This window comes from uncultured Cetobacterium sp., assembly GCF_947038635.1.
Lineage (GTDB): Bacteria > Fusobacteriota > Fusobacteriia > Fusobacteriales > Fusobacteriaceae > Cetobacterium_A.
In genome coordinates this window covers 1-20,505 of the sequence record NZ_CAMQXC010000028.1, presented here as the reverse complement: position 1 = coordinate 20,505, position 20,505 = coordinate 1, and the positions used below count along the sequence as shown (strand labels likewise).

Below are 20,505 nucleotides of genomic sequence, written 5' to 3'. Positions count from 1 at the left end.
GGGGAATTAACAATAGTGTTAGAGCGAAATCCAGATATTCTATTTAATATGGGAGAAAAAAAGAAAAATCAAATTTTAGTTGGATTTGCTGCTGAAACTGAAAATATTGTTGAAAATGCAAAGAAAAAACTAATTAAGAAAAATTTAGATTTTATTGTTGCTAATAACGCTGAAAATATGCAAAAATCAACTAATAGTGTACAAATTATAAAAAAATCTGGAGAAAATATTATTTACAAAGAACAACCTAAATCTGAAATTGCAAAACATATCTTCAATGAAATTTTAAAAGAAGTTAAAATGTAATCAAAAAAACAGGTAAAAATTACCTGTTTTTCATTTTTTAATAAATTTTTGTAGGAAGTTTTAAATATTTTAAGAACAATTATTAAGTAGTATTAATATAAATACAATATAAATCTATAAAATCCTACTAAATTAATTTTTTTTTTAATTTAGAAGATTTTTATTAGGAGTGAGGGATTATGAAATCTTATATTTTTTTTGTTATTTTGCCTTTTTTACTAACAGGCTGTTTTGGTACTCCTAAGGTTACTGAAACTCCTATTAAAACATTAATTACAGAAAACAAACCACAAAATAGCAACATTTTTTTTAAGTCACACCAATGGTGGCTTAGCACAAATAACCAACAATTGATTTCTCTAATTGATGAAGTTTTAAAAACAAATAGTGAAATTAAAATAGCTAAACTAAACATTGAAAAAGCGATGTACACCTTAAACTCTACAAAAAACTCTAATCTTTCTAGTATCGATTTAGGGGGGAGCTGGAATAGAAATCATGTTTTGACATCTCATGTAAAAACAGATCTTCCTATAAAAGATATAAAGAATAGTGATACTATTGATATGGGGTCTTTAGCAATTCAAGGACAATATATCTTTGATATTTGGGGAAAATTTGATGCTTTACAAAATCAAGCTCAATATTCAAAATTAGCTACAGAACTTCAAGGGGAATGGAGTACTCTAACTCTTTCAACAACAGTTGCAAATCTTTATGGAAAATATATTTTACTTACAAAAGAGGAAAATATACTAAAAGAAAAATTCAATATTGCAAAAGAGGTTTTAAACTACCAAAAAATTCTTTATCAAACTGGACTTGGAAATCAGGAAAACATTTTAAATGCTGATAATAATGTTAACTCTTTAAATCAAAAAATTACCGAGATTACTACTCAAAAAACTACTTTAAAAAATAGTTTTTATTCTCTTGTTGGAAATGTAAAATCTAAAAATATTGATAAAATTCTATCAAATATCGATTATAATACTCCTGAATTTGATTATTTTTTAAATATTCCTCAATATATTGATTCAGATATAGTGATTAATAGACCTGATGTAAAATATTATTTAGCTTTAATTAATTCACAGAAAGAAAATTTAAAGTCTTTAAAAGCTGATTTTTATCCTAGATTTTCTATTACTGGAAAATATGAGTATCAAAATTTAAATATTCAAGATTTATTAAAAGCACATAGTACGTTATGGGAGTTTGGACCAAGTTTATATCTACCTTTATTTAATAGAAATACACTTACTCAAAATTATAATATTGCTGGGGTTGATTTAAATATTTTTATAGAAAACTATAACAATAATTTAATTAAAGCCTATCAAGATATCAATAATAATCTTAATGCTTTAAAAACATCAAAAACAAATAATGAATTAGAGAAAAAAAATTATAGCAATGTAAAGTCTACTTATAATGATAACAATACCTTATATCAAATTGGTAGCATATCAAAACTTGAACTACTAAATCAAAAAAATAATTTACTTGATACTGAGTTAAGTTATCTTGAAAATAACTTTACATTATATACAAATCAAATTAATTTAATTGGATCCCTTGGTGGTTACTATAAAAATGAGGTGAAATAAATTGGACAATCAAACTACAAATCAAGCTGTTGTGACAGATGAAACTAAAAATAAAAATAGAAAAGATGCTAAAAAAAAGATGGGTATTTTTCTTTTAATTATACTTGCTATTGGAATTTTATATCTACTTTATTATTTCTTTTTTTTAAAAGGATATGAAGAAACTGAAAATGCTTATATTCATGGAAATCAAGTTTCTATAACAACGCAAGTTAGCGGTGTTATTAATGAAATCAACGTAGAGGATACTCAATCTATCAATGTTGGTACTCCCGTTATAAAATTAGATACTATTGATTATGAAATTGCTTTAAAAAATGCTGAAACAAAATTAGCAGATGCAGTTAGAAAATATTATACGTTACAAAATAGTGTAAAGCTTAATGAAGATAGTGTTACAATTGCTAAAGCTAACTTAATTCTTGCTGATAAAACACTAAAAAGACAAACTATATCTAGTAGCACTGGTATAACAAGTAAAGAGAACTTTGATACAACTAATTTCAAATATATAGATAGTAAGAATAGTTATGAACAAAGTTTAACTAATTTAGAAAATAGCAAAATTCAAGCTTTTAGCAATGATATCTATTCTCATCCCCTTGTTGCAGCTGCTATTGAAAATTTAAAAAATGCTTATTATAATTTAGAAAAAACTAAAATTTTCTCTCCAATTTCTGGAACTATTGCTCAAAAGCAAGTTGAATTAGGACAACAAGTAAAAGCTGGACAAACACTTTTTACTGTTGTTGACTTAAATAAAACTTGGGTTAATGCAAACTTTAAGGAAACTCAACTTGGAGATATCAAACCTGGAAATTATGTCGAAATTGTTAGTGATTTAAATGGTAAAACTTACAAAGGAGTTGTTTCTGGAATATCTGCTGGATCTGGTAGTGCTTTTGCTTTAATCCCAACACAAAATGCCACTGGAAACTGGATTAAAATTGTTCAAAGAGTTCCTGTTAGAATTGATTTTGATCATGAAAGTTTAGAAAAAAATGGAATTTTACCAATTGGAACAAGCTTAACTGTCACAGTTAATACAAATAAAAATGTTGATATTCCAAATCAATTTAAAGAACAAAAATCAGAACTTTATAAAATTGATGAAAATAAATTAAATGTATTAATTGAAAAAATAGTTAAAGATAATAGCTTTTAAGGAGGTTCTATATTATGAACTCATCAATTATTTTTGCTACAATTGCTCTAGCTATTGGTTCTTTTATGAACGTCCTCGATATGACTATTGTTAATGTTTCTCTAAGTCATATTGCAGGAGATTTTGCTGTAGCTCCTGATCAAGGTACGTGGGTTATAACTTCTTACGCTGTAGCCGAAGCTATATTTTTACCTCTTATCGGGTGGTTAACTAAACGTTTAGGAATTATTAAACAGTATTTAGGTGCAACATTACTTTTTACTTTAGCTAGTATGCTTTGTGGTATTAGTCCTTCTTATAATTTTCTTCTGACTATGAGAATTTTACAAGGAGTTGTAGGAGCCAGTATGATTCCTCTATCTCAAACACTTATGTTACAACTATACCCTAAAGAAAAAAAAGGAATCGCTCTAGGAATTTGGTCTATGACTATTGTTATCGCACCAGTTGTTGGCCCTGTTCTTGGAGGGTGGGTAACTGATACTGCTTCTTGGAGATGGTGTTTTTATATCAATCTTCCTTTTGGTATTATATCTAGTTTAATTGTTTACTATATCTTTAAAAAAGATATCGCTAAAGAAAAAACTGTTAAAGAACCTGTTGATATAATTGGATTTATATTTTTAGCCATTGGTGTTGGCTCTTTACAACTAATGTTAGATAAAGGAAACGATTTAGATTGGTTTTCTAATAATACTATTATTGCTCTTAGTATATCAGCTTTTATTTTTTTAGTCCTCTTGGTTATTTGGGAATGGCATCATGAATCTCCTGTGGTTAACGTGAGGTTATTTTTAAATAGGAATTTCTGTGTGGGTTCCTTTTCGCTGATGTTTTCCGTCTTAGCTTACTTCAGTGGTGTTGTTGCTATACCTCTTTGGCTACAAAACTATATGGGATATACAGCTTTTATTAGTGGAAAATCCACTTGTACTTTAGGTATAGCTATTTTAATGGTAGCTCCAATATTGGGTAAAAAAATAGATCACTTAGATTCTAGAAAGGTTGCTGCTCTTGGATTTTTTCTATTAGGCATATCAACATTTTTAACATCTAATTATTCCCCACAAATAACTCCAGCTTATGTTGGATTAACCAGATTTTTCAATGGTTTTGGTGTTGGTATTTTCTTTATAGCTTTAAATACATTAACCCTTTCAAATATTAGTGACGAAAACTTAGCTAGTGCATCTGGAATTTACAATTTCATGAGAAATATTGGAAGTAGTTTAGGAACCTCATTAGTTATTCCAGCATGGAATCATACAATGGCTTTTCATCACACTATGATGGCTTCTGGCATAACTACTGCAAACCCTAATATTAATAGTGCTATTAGTACTTCAGCTCAATCACTGGCTTTAATAAATCAACAAGTTGTTGTTCAATCTTCTATTATGGGAATTAATGATGTTTTAATTGGAAGTGGAGTTATATCTCTTTTATTGATACCATTCCTTTTCCTCGCTAAATCAACAAAACCAGTTACATAATTTGGAATAAAAATTGCTTATTAATAATATAGTAAGCAATTTTTTTATTGGAGGTTTTACATATGCAAATTTTATTAAAAGATGGTTTTATTCTAACTGAAGATGGATTAACTAAATCTGATATTCTTATTGAAAATGAAAAAATTAAAGATATTGGTGATATTCCTTTAAAAAATTTTAATGGATTAATTTATGATTATTCTAATAAATTTATTATTCCTGGAGGAGTTGATGTGCATACTCATTTCAATATTGATGTTGGCATAAATTCTGTTGATAATTTCTATTCTGGAGGTTTTGCTGCTATTTATGGTGGAACTACAACTATTGTTGATCACCCTGGTTTTGGTCCAAATAAATGTCCATTAGATTTTCAAATAAACAATTATATGGAGTTTGCTAAAATTTCTCCAGTTGATTACTCTTTTCACGGTGTTCTTCAACATGTTCCTGATGATATAGAAGAACAGATGTTAAACTTAAAAAATAAAGGTATTACGAGCTTTAAGCTATATATGACATATACATATTTAATGGATGATTATGAAATTTTAAAAATATTTGAAATTGCTAAAAAATTAAATGTTGTTGTCTGTGTCCATGCTGAAAATCATGGAATAATTGAATTTCTAAAAGAAAAATACAAAAAACAAGGATTAACAACTCCAATCTATCACAGTAAATCAAGACCCGATTATAGTGAAAGTGAAGCAGTTTATAGACTTTTAACTTTAGCGAAAACAACTGCATTTGAAAAGTTATATTTCGTACATATATCTTGTAAAAAATCTTTAGATATTTTGAAAAACTTTAAAGATAGTGGAATGAGATTTTTCATTGAAACATGCCCTCAATATCTTATTCTTACTGAAGATTATTATCTTAAAAGCAATGGTGAAAACTATATTTTAAGTCCTCCTCTTAGACATAAAGAGGATAATATCGCTATTCAAAACTATATAAACTTAGGCTATATTGATGTTGTTGCAACAGATCACTGTACTTTTTCACTTAAAGATAAAACTCTAGGAAAGGAGAATTTTTTAGTTTGTCCAAATGGAATCCCTGGAGTACAAGAAAGAATTTCTATTATGTTTTCTGAATTCCTAAAAGGAAATATAACTGCTAAAAGTTTTTTAAATACTTGCTCATTAAATCCAGCTAAAATTTTTGGTTTATACCCTCAAAAGGGAGCCATTGAAATTGGAAGCGATGCTGATATAGTTATACTTTCTTTAGAAAATTTTAATTTTACTACTCCTATTTCAAAAGCTAATTATAGTGTATTTAAAAATTACACTTCTTTAGTGAAAATTCATTCTACATTTATTAGAGGAAATTTAATACTCGAAAATGGAACTTTAAAGAATGAAGCTTTTAAAGGAGTATTTCTAAAAAGAAAATAGAAAAAAGGAGAGAAAAATTTATTTCTCTCCTTTTTTTCTATTTTTTATAAGCTGTTTCTTTTAATGGTAACGATGTTCTAAATTTACCATCATATTTATAATACGCTCCTTGAACTGCAGGTGCTGTTGGAACTACAACAATTTCTCCAACACCCTTAGCTCCATAAGCTAAATCTTCTTTATTTTTTTCTATAATTATAGATTCAATTTCTGGCACGTCTGTTGATCTTAGTAATCCTATCGTTCCAAATTTTGATTTTATAACTCCTTTTTCTACTTTTAAATCTTCAGTTAAAGCGTAACCTAATCCCATTACTACTCCACCTTCGATTTGTCCCTCTACATTTTTAGGATTTACTGCTCTTCCTACATCGTGTGCTGCAACAACCTTCTTTATTTTTCCGTCCTCACCTAAAATAACTACTTGAGTCGCATATCCATAAGCTACATGGCTTTCTGGATACTCTTTTTCAGAGTTCATAGGATCTGTTACCCCAGAATATTCACCTAAAAATTCTTCTCCCTCTAATTGTTCTAAAGATTTATCTTTTAAGGCTTCTTTCAACTTTAAGGCAGCTCTTTTAGTTGCTTCTCCTGTAAATACTGTTTGTCTTGAGGCTGTTGTAGTTCCAGAGTTTGGTGTTCTACTCGTACTTGGCATTTCTACAATTATATCCTTAGGTAATAGCTCTGCAGTCTCACAAACCATTTGCAAAGCAACTGTTCCAACTCCTTGACCTATGCAAGCTGCACTTGTTCTTATATGAACTTTTCCTTTTTCTATTGAAAGTAAACATCTACCAACATCAGGTAATCCCACTCCTATTCCTGCATTTTTAAATGCACAAGCTATCCCTGCTAATTTATTATTTTCATAAACATCTTTAACTGCTAGTAAAGTTTCTTTTAATGCTGTTCCAGGATCTGCAATCTGTCCATTTGGTAAAACCATACCAGGCTCAATAGCATTTCTATAACGTATTTCAAAAGGAGATATTCCAACCATTTCTGCTAATTTATTTAAATTACTTTCAGTGGCAAATGCTGATTGAGTCACTCCAAATCCTCTAAATGCGCCACCAATAGGATTATTGGTGTACACTGCTATTCCTTCTATATCTATATTGTGATAGTTATATGGCCCAGCTGCATGAGTACATGCTCTTTGAAGCACAGGCCCTCCTAAAGAAGCATACGCTCCTGTGTCTGCTAAAATTTTAGCTTTCATCCCTAAAAGCTTTCCATCTTCATCGCATGCTGTTGTCATCTCTATTTTCATTGGATGTCGTTTTGTACTAACTGCTAAACTTTCTTGTCTAGTCAATGTAAATTGAACTGGAACTTTTAACTTCCAAGCTAGTAATGCTGCATGGTGCTGAACAGACATATCTTCTTTTCCACCAAAGCCACCCCCAACATAAGTACTCTCTACTTCAACTTGTGATAATTCCAATCCTAAAAGTCTAGCAACCTCTCTTTGTTCATCATAAACACTTTGAGAACTTGTTATTATTTTTATACCATTTTCTTTTGGTATGGCTGTAGCACTTTCTGGTTCTAAATAAGCGTGCTCTGTATAAGGAGTATGATACACATTAGTTACAACATATTTAGCCTCTTTTAATGCGCTCTCTATATCTCCTCTTTTTAAAACTTGTTTAAATAATAAATTACCTTTTTCATGGATTTTTGGTGTAGTCTCTTTTAATGCTTCCTCTGGATCAATTACTGGTTCTAAAACTTCATACTCAATTTTTACTAATTCTTTAGCTTTTTTTAAAACTTCTTTAGATTTTGCGCCTATTAATACTAAAGCATCCCCCATATATCTTGTTACTTCACCTTCAGCTATCAAGGCATCCCAATCAGATATAAAAGATAAATGTCCTATATTTCTATGTCCTGGAACATCTTTTGCTGTTACAATTCCCACAATACCCTCTAATTTTTCAGCTTCACTTGTATCTATTTTTTTTATTAAAGCTCTTGGATGAGCTGTTCTTACAGCTCCTCCAAATATCATTTTAGGAATTTTTATATCTTCTGCATATTTTCCTTTACCCAATGTTTTTTCTTTAGCATCAACTCTAAATGTATTTTCTCCAATTAATCCTTTACACTCTACTTTAGGAACAATCTCTCCATTTCTAAAAATTCGTGCTGCTTCTTTTATAGCCTTTACTATTTTTACATATCCTGTGCATCTACAGATATTTCCTCTTAATGCTAATTTTATCTCATCTTTAGTTGGCTCTAAAGTTTTTAAAAACAATCCTTTTGCACTAACTACCATTCCAGGAATACAGAATCCACATTGAACTGCTCCTTCTTTTGAAAAGGCATAAGCAAATACATCTCTTTCATACTCTGTTAAGCCCTCTACTGTAAACACATTCTTTTCTGCTACTTTTTCTGTTGTTAATAGGCAAGCTCTAAATGGTTTTCCATCAATAAGGACCATACAAGCACCACACGCTCCCTCTCCACAACCATTTTTTACTGCTATAAAATCCATATCATCTCTTAAAAAATCTAGCAGATTTTTCTTTTCTTTTGTCTCTATAAGTTTTCCATTTATAGTTATTTTAAACATAGAGTCCCCCTATTTTATCTTGGTATTGATAATGCTTTTGTAGGACATTTTGATGTACAAACTCCACATCCAAAACATCTCTCTATATCTATAACTGCTTTTTTATTTTCTATTTCAATAGCTTTATAACCACAAACTATTTTACAAATTCCACATCCTACACATTTTTCCACTTCTACTTTAGGAGGAACAGTCATATAGTTATTTTCTTTAATATTTTCCATATGCTTTATTGTTATTCCTCTTATTTCATCTAATGAGCTATATCCATGAGCATCTAACCAATTATTAGTTTCTTTAGCAATTCTACCAAAAGCTTTAGGTCCCTCTACTATACCTTGGGTACAAACTTGAACAGCAGTTGCTCCAGCCATTACATACTCTATTACATCCTCTCCTTTTGTAACTCCCCCTACTGCAAAAATCGGAATTTTTACCGCTTGTGCAAGTTCATATACTACTCTCATAGCAATAGGTTTTATAGCTGCACCAGACATCCATCCATATCCACTTTTACTTCCCATATGTGGTTTTCCAGTTTCTAAATCAATTGATAAACAAGGTCCAACAGAATTTATAGCAACTAATCCATCTGCACCTGCAGTTTCTAATGCTCTAGCTACATCTCCTAAATTCTCAACTCCTGGAGACACTTTCATAAATACTGGTTTTTTTGTTAACATTTTTGCCATTTTTAAAGTGTTTAACATTGGTGTTAAATCTCTTCCCACATAATGACTTGATATCTCATATGCATCTGCAAATTTATCAACCATTGGTATTAATTTTTTTATATCCTCTTTTACATATCCAAGACCTATTATTAATGGCTCACCTTTAATTTTACACTTTTCATACTCTTGTTCTACCCAATGCTCTGGAGATAACTCTGACCATAATTCTGTATTTAAAAAATGATTTCCTTTAAAATCATACATGCAAGGTTTTGGAATTTCTGCTGCTTCACTAGAAATTGTTTTTGCAACTACACCGGCTGCTCCTCCTTCCATTGCTTCTTTTATAGCCTGAGCATCTTTTGATGGTGGTCCCGCCGCCACTATTACTGGGTTATCATACTCTAATCCTGCAAAATTTACTTTTATATTAGCCATTTTATATTCCTCCAAAAATTTATTTTTTATTGAACTCATTAAATACAATATTTAAAATTAAAACTGTTAATGCTCCTAAAGTTACTGGACTTTGAAATAAAATTTTTCCCCATTGAGGAAAATTACTAAATAATTGTGGAGCAGCTATTGGAGCTAATGCCATTCCTAAACTTGTAGCCACTATTACAAGATTTTTATTTCCATCATAACTTATTGTTCCTAATCTTTTTATTCCATTAGCTGCAACTATTCCAAACATTATTATTCCTGCTCCACCTAATACAGGAGAAGGAATTGATGTTAAAATTGCTACTAATTTAGGAAAAAAACTAACAACTAATAGTATTATTCCTGCTGCAGTTCCTACAAATCTGCTTTTTACCCCCGTTATTGCAGCAATACCTACATTTTGACCAAACAAAGAGTGAGGAAAACTATTAAAAAATCCAGCTATAATACTTGTTAAACCATGTCCTCTTAATCCTGCTACAATCTTTTCCTGATTAGGTTCTACTGAACAGATATCAGATAAATTTATTTGATTTCCTGTAGCATCTGTCATTATTACCAATTGAACTAAAAATAGTGATAGAATTGCTGTTAATTCAAATTTTGGAAATCCAAATTGTAGTGGTGTATTTATTGTAAAGGCTGTAGCTTCATTTAAAGTTGAAAAATCAGTTAATCCCATAGGAATTGCTACCAAAGTCCCTAAAAAAATACCTAAAAGAATTGCAATATTTCCTAAAAATCCTTTAGATAGTTTTTGAATAGCTAATACTATTCCTATTGTTATCAATGCTAAAATTATATTTTTAATACTCAGATAACTCGAACTCTTTGGACTTCCCGCTACCCATCTCAAAGCTACAGGAATTAAGGATAATCCCATTGAAGTAACGACAACTCCAGATACTAGTGGTGGAAAATATTTTAGAAGTTTTCCAAACATTGGTGCCACTAAAAATGCAAAAATTCCAGATACTATTGTTGCTCCAAACATAACTTGCAGACCAAAAATTGGATCAGTACCTTTATAACTTAGCCCAACAGCAACTAAAGCTGAAACACCTGCAAAACTTACTCCCTCAACTATCGGTAATTTTGCTCCTATTTTTCCATGAATATCTAAGGTTTGAATAAATGTTCCTAGTCCTGCCATCATAAGTGTTGCACTTACTAAAGTATTAATTTCCTCTTGCCCCAAACCTAAACTTTCTCCCAAAATCATAGGAACAGCTATGGCTCCTGCACACATTGCTGCTACATGTTGTATTCCTAATAAAAACATATTTTTAATTTCTAACTTTTGATGAACCTCTTCTACAATACCTTTTTCTAATTCCATAGTTTTAACACCCATTTTTCCTCCGCTTTTAAACTTTTAGTCTCTTAACCACATTTTTTTTGAAACTATTCTTGAATTTTTAAAAACCTCTTTTTCATCTAGTGTTAATATTTTTCTGTTCTTCATAACAATCTTTCCATCTATAATCGTTGTTACAACATCTCTTCCCATTACTCCAAATAGAAGATGACTATTATAATTTTCTTCATTTAATTCTGTTAAAGGATCATAACTTACAATGATAACATCTGCTAGTGCTCCTTTTTTTAGAACTCCCATTGAATCTTTAAAATATTGTTCTGCTATTTTTCTATTATTTTTAAAAAGCATCGTTGGTAATTCTATCCAAGCAACTGAAGGATCTCGTTTTTCATGTTTATGGATTATATTTCCAACTTTTAAAGATTCGAGCATATCACTTGTATATCCATCAGTTCCTAATCCTAAATGTATTCCCTTAGAAAACATCTCTAATATTGGAGAACAACCTACAGCATTACCCATATTTGATTCTGGATTGTGAACTACATTTGTTTTTGTATTTTTTAAAATCTCCATCTCTTTTTCATTGATGTAGATACAATGAACACCTATTGTTTTTTCTCCCAAAATACCAAATTCTGAAAGTCTTTCAACAACTCTTTTCCCATATTTCTCTAAAGAATCATTTAAATCACCTATGCCTTCAGCTATATGAACATGATATCCAACACCTAACCCATGCATTGCTTCTTGACATTTTTTTAAAGTTTCATCACTTAATGTAAATGAAGCATGGAGTCCAAACATTCCTTTTAACATGTTTTCATCTTCATTTTCACATTTTTTTATAAACCTTATATTTTCATTTATTCCCTCTTCAGCAATATCTACTCCATCTCTATCTGAAACCTCATAACATAAGCAACTTCTAATTCCTACTTGTTTTGCAGCTTCACCTATAACATCTAAACTTCCAGTTATAGAGTTCGGACCAGCATGGTGATCAAATACAGTTGTTACACCATTTTTTACAGAGTCTATATATGTTGTCAGTGCACTATATTTAATATCTTCATGATTCAATTTTTTATCTACTTTCCACCAAAGATTTTCTAATATCTCTTGAAAATCTTTAGGTGCTTTACCAGAGGATTTCATCCCTCTAGCAAAAGCACTGTAAATATGATGATGTACATTAATAAGTCCTGGCATAATTAGATTATTTTCAGCATCAATAAATTCTTCATTAGGATATTTCTTTTTTAAAATGTCACTTTCCCCAACTTCTAATATTTTTCCATCCTTTATTAAAACTCCCCCATTTTCAAAATATGGATATTCCTTATCGTGGGTAATTACTCTTCCATTTCCAATTAGCATAAAACCTCCTCTATTTTTTTCTAATAACATTTCCTGCAAGGACTTTATGATAATTCCCATTATCTAATACAATATTTCCATTTATTAAAACATAGTCTATTCCTTTAGGATATTGTATTGGATCTACATATGTTCCCTTATCGATTACCTCTTCTAAATCTACAACTAAAATATCCGCAAAATATCCCTCTTCTATAATTCCCCTATTTTTTATTCCAAAAGAGGTTGCAGCTTTTTTTGTCATTTTAAAAATAGCTTCTTCTATTGTTAAAATTTTTTGTTCTCTAACATATCTTCCTAAAACTCTTGGGAACGATCCATAAGCTCTTGGATGAGGCTTCCCTGTTAAAAGTCCATCTGTGCAAACATTCTGCTCTGGTCTTTTCAAAATTTTAATAACATGTTCTTCTAATCCATAAAAATCAACCATTCCAACTGCATTTTCTTCTTCTAACAAAAGATCAAAAGTTGCATTATAAGGATCTTTTCCTCTAATTTTTCCAATTTCTAAAAGATTTTTTCCTATTAAATCACTATTTTTTTCAGTTTTTACTGATGTCACAAATATCTGATCTAATCCAGCAAATTCTACAAAATTATCCCATCCTGGAATCCCATTCTCCATGTCATAAATCATTTTATTTCTACAGTCATTATTTTCAAGTCTTTTCATTAATTCATCTGTTCCTCCAGCATGAGCCCAAGGAGGTAATATTACTCCTAACATAGTACTTCCTGCTGCATAAGGATATTGGTCAAACGAAACCTCTATCCCCTCTTTTTTAGCTTCTTCTAACAAATTTAACATCTCATCTAAGTATTTCCAGTTATTTTTTCCACAAACTTTAAAATGGGAAAAGTGTATCTTTACTCCAGATTTTTTTCCTATCTCTATAACTTCTCTCATTGAATTAACTATTGTATCTGCTTCGCTTCTTTGATGAATTACAAATACTCCATCAAATTCAGCAACTACCTTGCACATTTCAATAATCTCTTTTGTCTCTGAATAAGCACAAGGTATATATATAAGTCCTGTTGATAGTCCAAACGCTCCAGCTTCCATCTCTCTTCTTGTTATTTCGCACATTCTCTTAATCTCTTCATCTGTGGCTGGACGCCCATCTAATCCCATAGCTTCCATTCTTATATTCCCATGAGGAACTAAATATGCTTCATTTAATCCAACTCCATTTTCTTCCATCATTTTTAAATAGTTATCAGTAGTTTCATATTCCCAATTAATTTCATCTGACTCTCCATCTAATCCTGCAATATTTTTTCTCCAAGAACTTATATATTTTTTTGGCAATGGCGCCATTGAAATTCCATCTTGACCTAGAACCTCTGTTGTTATTCCTTGTCTTATTTTTATTTCGTTATATGGATTTACCAAAATCATCAAATCTGAATGACTATGAGTATCTATAAATCCTGGACAAACTATTTTTCCTGTTGCATCAATGATTTTATCAGCTTCTTCATCTACTTTACCTATTGATTTTATTTTGTTATTTTCAATTAATAAGTCACCTAAAAATGGCACTGTATTGTTCCCATTTACGATTAATCCATTTTTTATTAATATTTTCATGACCTCTCCTTTTCTCTATCTTTTGTAAAGAGATTTTAAAATTCCGTAATAACCTTCTGTTCCTTTTAGTAATTGCTCTATCTCTATATGTTCATCTATTGTGTGAGCTAAGTTTTCTCTTGATGGACCAAATCCAACTGTTGGTATTTTTGCTTCTCCTGCATAGTGAGACCCATTTGTACAGAATGAATATTGTGTTATTTCTGGATTTAATCCCACAGATTTTAATCCTTCGTAAGCTATTTTTGTAAATTCATCATCCTTTTCATATAGCCATCCTGGGAAAAATCTTTCTCCCTCTATTATATTTCCTGTATAACACTTCTCTTTTCCAACTGAATATGATACTTTTATCTTCATTTGTGGATCGTTTTTCATAAGTTTCTCTGCTAATTCTTGTAATGGCTTTATTACACTTTCCATTGTTTCTCCAACTAGCAGTCTTCTATCATAAGTAGCTCTACAATACTCAGGTACCACTGAAGCTCCTGGATATGGTGCTGATTTTATATCTACAAGTTCTAAAATTCCTTTTCCTAAAACAGGATGTACTGGCGGCTCTAATTTATTTATCTCTTGAATTACTGTAGCCATTTTGTAAACTGCATTTATTCCTTTATCTGGATTTGCTGAGTGCGCTGGTTTTCCAAATGTTTCTACAACTATCTCTCCTCTTCCTCTTTGACCTATTTTCAAGTTAAGTTCTGAACACTCTCCAATTACAACATAATCTGGTTTAACTGCTGCACTTATTTTTCTTGCTGCAATTCCTTCAAAGCATTCCTCATGAACAACTCCAGCTACATAGATTTCTCCTTCAAAATCTTTATCACAATCTTTCGCAAAATAAGCACACGCTGATATCATAGCTCCAACTTGTCCCTTCATATCTGATGTTCCTCTTCCATATATTTTTCCATCAGCTATAGTCCCATCAAAAGGTCCGAAAGTCCACTTGCTTTTATCTGGAACTGGCACTGTATCTATATGTCCATCAAATAAGATTTTTTTTCCTGGTTTTTTACCTTTAATTTTTCCAACTATATTTCCATACTCATCTACAAAGTATTCATCAAATCCAAGTCTATCAAAAGCTTTTTTTATTACTTCAACTACTTCTCCCTCTTCTCCTGAATAACTTGGTGCTTTTATTAACTCTTGGCATAACTCTACAACTTGATTCTCTCTCTCTTTAGAAAACATTTTTTCCTCCTAAAATTTTTATTTTAAATTTAATTATTTTGTACATTCACCAAGCCAAACTATATCTCTATATTTTTTTGGATCTGTATCTCCCTCTGTACTAAATAGTAATACTTTTGAATCTTTATTAAGTTTTAATTTATCTCTTAGCTCTTTATACTCATCATTTGTCATAATTTCATAAAGAACTCCCATAGTCACTGCTCCAGATTCACCAGATTTTACTCTTTCGTCACCATCTAAAGGGTTTCCTAATATTCTCATTCCATTTGCTGCGCTCCAGTCTGGACATGATAAAAATGCTGTACTATAATTCTTTAAAATTTCCCATCCTATTGTATTTGGTTCTCCACATGCTAATCCTGCCATTATCGTCTGCATAGTTCCACCTACAAATCTTGGTTTCCCATCTTTTGCTAAAGCTGATTTATATAGACAATCTGCTAAATCTGATTCAGCTATAACCGTAATTGGACAATCTTTTCCATATATAGAAGCAAATACACCTTGAACTGCACCTGCTAAAGATCCTACTCCCGCTTGAACAAATATATGTGTTGGTCTATCTACCCCATAACTTTTTAATTGTTCAATAGCTTCTAAAGCCATAGTCCCATATCCTTGCATAATCCATGCTGGAATCTCTTCATATCCTTCCCATGCTGTATCTTGAACTACAACTCCATTTGTTTCTTTTGCATTTTTTGCTGCAAGTCTTACTGCATCATCGTAATTCATATCAGTTATTGAAGCTTCTGCTCCCTCTTTTTTTATATTTTCAAGTCTTGTTACAGATGATCCAAAAGGCATATATACAACAGATTTTTGATTTAATTTATTAGCTGTCCAAGCAACACCTCTTCCATGATTACCATCTGTTGCTGTGTAAAATGTCACATCACCTAACTTTTCTTTTATATCTTTAGAAATTAACTTTTCATAACCTAGATTAGATATATCATCACCTAATCTTGAAGCTAGATATTTTGCCATAGCAAATGATCCACCTAAAACCTTAAATGCATTTAATCCAAATCTATATGATTCATCTTTTACAAATATTCCACCAAGTCCTATAGTTTTTGCTATATTCTCTAATTTAGCTAACGGTGTTTCTTTATATTGTGGAAAACTACTATGAAAATTCTTTGCTTTTACTACTTCATCCTCAGTTAAAATATTTAAGCAACTTTCATAATTATCTCCCTTTTCAATTTCATTAAAAGCATATTTAATTTTATTTTCCATATCTCACTCCTTATTAATTTTTATCTCCACTCATATAATAAGCAATTTTCATACCAAAACTAAATGACATAATTTCTATATTCATCTTATTAATTTTATTTTTGAACATTACGTATATATTTTTTATATTTTTAAAAATAAATATTTTAATGATATATTATCATTATGATAATATTTATCATTTTGATAATATTTAAAACCTCAATATTTAAGGTTAACTCTATATTTAATTATCATTTTGATAATTAACTTTTTAAGGAAGTGATTTATGAAAAATATATTAATTAATTTAAGAAAAGATATTCAAAAATTTGCTGAAACTATTTCTCAAATTATCCAAATGGATGTTGAAATCATGGATAAAAATTTTATTAGAGTTGGTGGAACTGGTCGTCTTAAAAATAAAGTTGGACAATCTATGACTGAAGAATCACATATCTATAAAAAAGTTTTAGAAACAGGAAAAGAATACGTAATTTTAAATCCAAAAGAGGATATCCACTGTAATAGATGTCCATCTATTGAAAATTGTAGGGAAAAATTAGAAGTTTCAACACCTATTTTTTTAAATAACGAAGTGGTTGGAGTTATTGGGCTTATTTGTTTTAATAATCAACAAAAATTAAATTTTATTGATAAACAAGAAAAATATCTAAATTTTTTAAAACAAATTTCTGGTTTTATTTCATCCCAAGCCTATCTTTCTTTAGAAAATTCTTATGCTGAATCTAAAAAAGAGTTTCTAAAAGTCATACTTAATAAAATAGAAGAAGGAATCTTGATTTATGATAATAACCATTTATTAACACATATGAACGAAGTTTCCACAAAACTTTTTAATACTAAAATCCTTCAAGAAAATCTATTTATTCAGCCATTAAATGATAATTTTTTGGGAAAAACTGCTTACTCAATTATTTATAATGATAAAAAACTTGATGTTTTTGGAGAAATTTTTACTTTTTCACCTTTTGAAAAAGTATTAATTTTTAAAGAAAAAAAAGCTCTTCATAATTCAATATTACATGTTACAAACTCAACTACTGGAACTCTTGTCAAAGATTTTATTTTCTATTCTGATTCTATGAAAAAATTATTTGAAAGAATCAATAAAATATCAAAAAATCCATCAACAGTTCTAATAACAGGAGAAAGTGGAACAGGTAAAGAAATAATTGCTAGAACTATACATATGAATAGTAATAGAGTTAACCAACCTTTTATAGCAATAAACTGTGGAGCTATTCCTGAGGCTCTTCTTGAAAGTGAATTTTTTGGTTATGTGAAAGGTTCTTTTACTGGAGCTGATCCTAGAGGAAAAATTGGAAAGTTTGAATTAGCTAATGGAGGAACATTATTTTTAGATGAAATTGGAGATATGCCTTTATATATGCAAATTAAACTACTTAGAGTTTTACAAGAAAGAAAAATTATTAGGATTGGATCAAATCAACTTATTGATGTGGATGTCAGAATTATTGCTGCAACAAATCAAAATTTAGAACACTTAGTTGAAGTGGGCGAATTCAGAAAAGATTTATATTATAGGCTTAATGTTGTTCCTATTGAAGTTCCACCTTTAAGAAAAAGGACTGGAGATATTTTTATTTTTGCAGAACATTTTGCTGAAAAATACGCTACTCTCTTTAAAAAGAATTTTGTTAATATTTCTTCTGAAGTTCTAAATATTTTTGAAAAGTATACTTGGCCGGGAAATGTAAGAGAACTTGAAAATACTATTGAATATATGATTAATTTAATGGGAGAGAATGGCGTTTTATCATATAATCATCTTCCACAAAAATTACTCATAACTAAATCTATTGAAATATCTCAAGAAAGAACTCTTAAAAGTATGGAAATTGAAATGATTAATAATTTATTAATAAAATATGGAGATTCAACAGAAAGTAAAAAACAAATTGCTAAAATTTTAGGAATAGGAATAGCCACTTTATATAGAAAAATTGAGCAATATAATTTAAAACACTAGGAAATTATTTCCTAGTGTTTTCTTCTACTTTCTATAACAGCTCCATAGCATTTTAAATACTCTAATTCTTCGTCAGATATAACAATATCTGAATATCTCTTTTTATCACTATTATCAGATACAAGTCTTACTTCATTTTTACTAATTTTAAGTCGCTTAATATATGTTTGATCATGATAACTAAACACACATACTTTTCCATCTACCATTCTCATCTGCTTTTGAACTGGATTAATTATAACTAAATCTCCGTCCGATAGAGTTGGAAACATTGAATCTCCACTAACCTCTACTAAATAAGCATCCTTGGGCAATTCTACATTTGAAATAGAAGATAATACTTCCATTCTAGTATTATCCTCAAAATTTATATGACCTAATCCTGCTGCTGCTTTACCTAAGAGTGGTAAAGTTATTATCTCTGCTTGCTGCTTATTTTTTTCATCTTGATTATTTCCATCTAATTTTCTTTTTATTAAATCTGGAGTTCTATCATAAGCAACTATATATCTAATTTCATCTGCCTCTTTATCTGTTTCTATAAATTTTTCAATAAATCTTTCTACAAAATCATCTTTAGGAATTCTAATTCCTTTTCTGTAGTGACCTACTACAGATAGAGAAGAATCTGTTTGCTTTGCTATATATTCTAATGTATAATTATTTTTCATCATCATTTTTTCTAAATAATTACCAAATTTAGTCTTCACATTATCCTCCCTTCTTAGTTTTTTAATTTATTATACTATTTTTCTACAAAAATGTAAAAAAATATTTGATTTTTTTTCTACATTAAAGTATAATTCTAATAGATAGTTTTTAAATTTTTTTATTTTTTTCTTATACATTTATGTAGAAAATCTAAGGAGGAGTATTAATGAGATTTAAAAGAGTTTCTAATCACTTTTGGAGAGTTGAATCTAATGGAGTTTTTATTATTGGAACTTGGGAGCAGTGTCAAAAAGAACTACTTAATTTATGCTTAGATAAATGTCTTTTAAAAAATTAATTTCTCTTTTTTCTAGAGATTAAGTAAATTTTATTATATAATATATAATAAATCAAATTTAATCTTGGAGGTTTTTATGATTTTTGGTAAAAAAATTAAAATAAATTTTGAAAATATAGATAATGGTATAAAGCTAACAATTATAAATTTTCCTAAAGATATATCAATAACTGCTTTAGATTTTGGAAAAGATTTATCTAAAAGAACCATGGAGGGTTACTCTCCTAATCCTAAAGAAGAAATTGATGTTATTTCTGGAATTGTAGATGAAAAAACTAATGGTGAAGATATTGTGTTTATCTATACAAATGGTGATTTACCTTCAGCTATGATTTTAGTTGGAGCTTTGTGTAAAAAACTTCTTTCAGAAATTCCTACAGTAAATCCTCTTGAAATTGGAGGAATATTTCATGGTGAGAAAAATGAAGCATATATTAGGGTAGCTATACAAAAGATGATTATTACTAACGATGCTTTAGGTAGCTCATTAGAAATAAATCTACCTCAAAATACTGATATGAATAAATTTAAAAGCCTTTTTTCTGAAATAGCTTTCTCTTTAATTCCTGAAGTTCAAAGTATTCAATTTGGATTAGGTACTGCTATTTCTAAAAAAGCAAATTCAAATTTAAATATACAACCTAAAAGAGTTGAAATCTCTTTAGCTCCTCATATAGATAGTAAGATACCTGCTTTAGCTTTAGTTTATGATATTGTTTTTCAAAGTATTACAATTTTTTCATTATTAAATAGTTAGACATTTTGGGTAGTATTAAGTGTAGTTACTACCCTTTTTTATTTTTTTGTTTCAATGAATTCATTTTATGAATATAGCCTATTTATTTTTTCTATATTTGTTATTTCTGTTTTTTTAATATTGTTTTCACATATTTTTGAACAAAAAAATTTTTATGCTAAAAATAGAATTTTATACTTCTCTCTATTTCTCAGCACTTTTAAGTAAAATAAATAAATTTATATAATTAAAAAATCAGAAATTAATTTCACATTGAAACAATATATTTTACTTTGTTCATATATAAAAAGTATTATAATTATATAC

Annotated in this window: 16 protein-coding genes; 8 read left to right on the top strand and 8 right to left on the bottom strand. The window is 29.4% G+C overall.

All coding sequences use genetic code 11. The features are described from left to right. The 5 genes from Q0V08_RS04580 to hydA all read left to right on the top strand — a co-directional run. On the top strand, window positions 1–306 hold a 306-nt coding region (locus Q0V08_RS04580; protein WP_297432496.1), incomplete at its 5' end, for a phosphopantothenoylcysteine decarboxylase. 179 nt (window positions 307–485) lie between these two features. Continuing rightward, window positions 486–1,916, top strand: a complete 1,431-nt coding sequence (locus tag Q0V08_RS04575; protein ID WP_297432494.1) for a TolC family protein — start codon at window positions 486–488, stop codon at window positions 1,914–1,916. Window position 1,917: 1 nt separating this feature from the next. Beyond that, complete coding sequence (locus tag Q0V08_RS04570) at window positions 1,918–3,081, top strand: HlyD family secretion protein (protein WP_297432492.1); 1,164 nt, start codon at window positions 1,918–1,920, stop codon at window positions 3,079–3,081. Between the two features lie 14 nt (window positions 3,082–3,095). Next, on the top strand, window positions 3,096–4,574 hold the full coding sequence (locus Q0V08_RS04565) for a DHA2 family efflux MFS transporter permease subunit (protein WP_297432489.1): 1,479 nt from the start codon (window positions 3,096–3,098) through the stop codon (window positions 4,572–4,574). A gap of 62 nt (window positions 4,575–4,636) precedes the next feature. After that, entirely contained in the window at window positions 4,637–5,980 is a 1,344-nt protein-coding gene (hydA, locus tag Q0V08_RS04560) for a dihydropyrimidinase (RefSeq protein WP_297432488.1), read from the top strand. Between the two features lie 37 nt (window positions 5,981–6,017). Here hydA and xdh read toward each other — a convergent pair whose 3' ends face one another. The 7 genes from xdh to dpaL are packed head-to-tail and all read right to left on the bottom strand — an operon-like array spanning window position 6,018 to window position 16,440. After that, window positions 6,018–8,573, bottom strand: a complete 2,556-nt coding sequence (gene xdh, locus Q0V08_RS04555; protein ID WP_297432486.1) for a selenium-dependent xanthine dehydrogenase — start codon at window positions 8,571–8,573, stop codon at window positions 6,018–6,020. A 14-nt stretch (window positions 8,574–8,587) separates the two neighbouring features. Continuing rightward, the gene (locus Q0V08_RS04550; RefSeq protein WP_297432484.1) at window positions 8,588–9,685 is read right to left on the bottom strand and encodes a 4Fe-4S binding protein; all 1,098 of its coding nucleotides are present in this window, start codon (window positions 9,683–9,685) and stop codon (window positions 8,588–8,590) included. Between the two features lie 19 nt (window positions 9,686–9,704). Then, window positions 9,705–11,048, bottom strand: coding sequence for a nucleobase:cation symporter-2 family protein (locus tag Q0V08_RS04545; RefSeq protein ID WP_297432482.1), 1,344 nt, complete (start codon window positions 11,046–11,048; stop codon window positions 9,705–9,707). Between the two features lie 21 nt (window positions 11,049–11,069). Beyond that, window positions 11,070–12,395, bottom strand: a complete 1,326-nt coding sequence (gene ssnA, locus Q0V08_RS04540; protein WP_297432480.1) for a putative aminohydrolase SsnA — start codon at window positions 12,393–12,395, stop codon at window positions 11,070–11,072. Between the two features lie 10 nt (window positions 12,396–12,405). Further along, window positions 12,406–13,989 carry a D-aminoacylase gene (locus Q0V08_RS04535; protein WP_297432478.1) on the bottom strand — a complete coding sequence of 528 codons (1,584 nt, stop codon included), beginning with the start codon at window positions 13,987–13,989 and terminating at the stop codon, window positions 12,406–12,408. Between the two features lie 15 nt (window positions 13,990–14,004). Further along, complete coding sequence (locus tag Q0V08_RS04530) at window positions 14,005–15,192, bottom strand: YgeY family selenium metabolism-linked hydrolase (RefSeq protein WP_297432476.1); 1,188 nt, start codon at window positions 15,190–15,192, stop codon at window positions 14,005–14,007. A 33-nt stretch (window positions 15,193–15,225) separates the two neighbouring features. Then, on the bottom strand, window positions 15,226–16,440 hold the full coding sequence (gene dpaL / locus Q0V08_RS04525) for a diaminopropionate ammonia-lyase (RefSeq protein ID WP_297432473.1): 1,215 nt from the start codon (window positions 16,438–16,440) through the stop codon (window positions 15,226–15,228). 268 nt (window positions 16,441–16,708) lie between these two features. Here dpaL and Q0V08_RS04520 point away from each other — a divergent pair, with 268 nt between their 5' ends. Then, entirely contained in the window at window positions 16,709–18,433 is a 1,725-nt protein-coding gene (locus tag Q0V08_RS04520; RefSeq protein WP_297432472.1) for a sigma 54-interacting transcriptional regulator, read from the top strand. Between the two features lie 11 nt (window positions 18,434–18,444). Here Q0V08_RS04520 and Q0V08_RS04515 read toward each other — a convergent pair whose 3' ends face one another. Next, window positions 18,445–19,143, bottom strand: coding sequence for a LexA family transcriptional regulator (locus Q0V08_RS04515; RefSeq protein WP_297432469.1), 699 nt, complete (start codon window positions 19,141–19,143; stop codon window positions 18,445–18,447). A 167-nt stretch (window positions 19,144–19,310) separates the two neighbouring features. Between Q0V08_RS04515 and Q0V08_RS04510 the strand changes: the two genes are divergently transcribed. Together Q0V08_RS04510 and Q0V08_RS04505 are read left to right on the top strand one after the other, a co-directional pair. Beyond that, complete coding sequence (locus Q0V08_RS04510) at window positions 19,311–19,442, top strand: hypothetical protein (RefSeq protein ID WP_297432467.1); 132 nt, start codon at window positions 19,311–19,313, stop codon at window positions 19,440–19,442. Between the two features lie 76 nt (window positions 19,443–19,518). Then, window positions 19,519–20,199: a hypothetical protein gene (locus Q0V08_RS04505; protein WP_297432465.1), complete on the top strand. Its 681-nt coding sequence runs from the start codon at window positions 19,519–19,521 to the stop codon at window positions 20,197–20,199. Window positions 20,200–20,505: the final 306 nt, after the last annotated feature.

What these genes read in the sequence shown, in the direction of transcription:
- Q0V08_RS04505 (WP_297432465.1), top strand. Translation starts at nt 19,519, where the DNA reads ATGATTTTTGGTAAAAAAATTAAAATAAATTTTGAAAATATAGATAAT.
- Q0V08_RS04510 (WP_297432467.1), top strand. Translation starts at nt 19,311, where the DNA reads ATGAGATTTAAAAGAGTTTCTAATCACTTTTGGAGAGTTGAATCTAAT.
- Q0V08_RS04545 (WP_297432482.1), bottom strand. Translation starts at nt 11,048, where the DNA reads ATGGGTGTTAAAACTATGGAATTAGAAAAAGGTATTGTAGAAGAGGTT.
- Q0V08_RS04520 (WP_297432472.1), top strand. Translation starts at nt 16,709, where the DNA reads ATGAAAAATATATTAATTAATTTAAGAAAAGATATTCAAAAATTTGCT.
- Q0V08_RS04575 (WP_297432494.1), top strand. Translation starts at nt 486, where the DNA reads ATGAAATCTTATATTTTTTTTGTTATTTTGCCTTTTTTACTAACAGGC.
- Q0V08_RS04530 (WP_297432476.1), bottom strand. Translation starts at nt 15,192, where the DNA reads ATGTTTTCTAAAGAGAGAGAGAATCAAGTTGTAGAGTTATGCCAAGAG.
- Q0V08_RS04535 (WP_297432478.1), bottom strand. Translation starts at nt 13,989, where the DNA reads ATGAAAATATTAATAAAAAATGGATTAATCGTAAATGGGAACAATACA.
- Q0V08_RS04550 (WP_297432484.1), bottom strand. Translation starts at nt 9,685, where the DNA reads ATGGCTAATATAAAAGTAAATTTTGCAGGATTAGAGTATGATAACCCA.
- ssnA (WP_297432480.1), bottom strand. Translation starts at nt 12,395, where the DNA reads ATGCTAATTGGAAATGGAAGAGTAATTACCCACGATAAGGAATATCCA.
- hydA (WP_297432488.1), top strand. Translation starts at nt 4,637, where the DNA reads ATGCAAATTTTATTAAAAGATGGTTTTATTCTAACTGAAGATGGATTA.
- Q0V08_RS04565 (WP_297432489.1), top strand. Translation starts at nt 3,096, where the DNA reads ATGAACTCATCAATTATTTTTGCTACAATTGCTCTAGCTATTGGTTCT.
- dpaL (WP_297432473.1), bottom strand. Translation starts at nt 16,440, where the DNA reads ATGGAAAATAAAATTAAATATGCTTTTAATGAAATTGAAAAGGGAGAT.
- xdh (WP_297432486.1), bottom strand. Translation starts at nt 8,573, where the DNA reads ATGTTTAAAATAACTATAAATGGAAAACTTATAGAGACAAAAGAAAAG.